We start from the raw sequence: 1,319 nt of genomic DNA, 5'->3' as shown, positions 1-1,319 counted from the left end.
ATTAAATTGGTAAAATTCTTCCGGTGCAATCAAAACCTTACGGATTCAGGTATTATTAAAGCTATAGACGGGCATATTCAGTAAAGTCATTGCAAAAGGGAGTGGTGGGATAAGGGCAAGCCCACCAGAACAACAGGAAAGGCTCGCCCGCATTTCAGCGGAACATTAACAGATCGGCGGCAACCCCAACTCCTTAAGGAACTGGTTGTGCCGTTCAGCAGCTTCGCTGGCCTGTTTATTGATCTCGACCAACCTGGCATGAATCTCCCCCAGGTCCCCAATCTTTTCAGCTTTGGCAGTGCTCACATAGCGGGAGATATTGAGGTTATAGTCATTTTTCTCGGCGATGGTCTCCAGTGAGACACGGCGCGAATATCGATCTTCTTCTCTCCGATACTGATAAGTATCAACAATTTTATCGATATCCTCTTCCCGTAGCTTGTTTTGCCGTTTGCCTTTCTCGAAGTGCTCGCTGGCATTGATAAACAGCACATCGTCGTACTTCTTGCACTTTTTTAACACCAGAATACAAACAGGGATACCCGTTGAGAAAAACAGGTTAGATGGCAGGCCGATAACGGCATCAATATTATTATCCTTCAGTAGTTTCTGGCGGATTTTGGCTTCAGCTCCACTGCGGAACAGCACACCGTGGAGCAGAATAATCGCCATAGTGCCGTCTTCTTTCAGGAAGTGGAAGCCATGGAGCAAAAAGGAGAAATCTGCTGAGGATTTAGGTGCCAGGCCATAACTTTTAAAGCGGAAATCCTCACCCAAAGCTTCCGTGGGTTGCCACCGCAAACTAAACGGCGGATTGGCAACAATGGCATCACACTGTAGCTTTTTGGCCGGGTTCATTTCATTCAGCTGATCCCACTCGTTAATCAGGGTGTCACCGTGGAACACTTCAAACTCAGAATCCTTCACCCCATGCAGCAGCATATTCATCCGCGCCAGGTTGTAGGTGGTGATGTTCTTTTCCTGTCCGTAGATTTTACCGATGCTGCCGCCGGCTTCTGTGATCTGTTTACGCACATTCAACAGCAGTGCGCCATCTTGCAGTCGAGCCATCTCGGCAATGCTGGTCCACAGGTGTTCTGGCTCAATGACATAATGCACCTTCCGGCGCATCATCTTTTCAATCTCCAGGGTGTCAGCCGGGTTTTCGTCGTACCAAATGGCCAGGGGAACGCGCTTGTCGCCCTCTTTGGGTATGGGGTAATCAGAACCCAGTTCTTTTTTTGCGGCGGCTTCGTAGTTATCAGAAACCTGAATCCGTAAGGTTTTGATTGCACCGGAAGAATTTTACCAATTTAATA

The 1,319-nt window shown here is 47.9% G+C and carries 1 protein-coding gene; it reads right to left on the bottom strand.

Annotation, left to right across the window (positions count from 1 at the left end; genetic code table 11):
* Positions 1-165: 165 nt before the first annotated feature.
* Complete coding sequence (locus KDK14_RS11750; RefSeq protein ID WP_257265311.1) at positions 166-1,134, bottom strand: type I restriction-modification system subunit M; 969 nt, start codon at positions 1,132-1,134, stop codon at positions 166-168.
* Positions 1,135-1,319: the final 185 nt, after the last annotated feature.

The organism is Endozoicomonas sp. ONNA2 (assembly GCF_024606365.1).
In the GTDB taxonomy this organism is placed as follows: Bacteria; Pseudomonadota; Gammaproteobacteria; order Pseudomonadales; family Endozoicomonadaceae; genus Endozoicomonas.
The sequence above is the reverse complement of the archived record's forward strand: the minus strand, read 5'-3'. Positions and strand labels throughout refer to the sequence as shown.

Excerpts from the sequence above, each read along its gene's own strand:
- KDK14_RS11750 (WP_257265311.1), bottom strand. The coding sequence starts at position 1,134 with ATGATGCGCCGGAAGGTGCATTATGTCATTGAGCCAGAACACCTGTGG.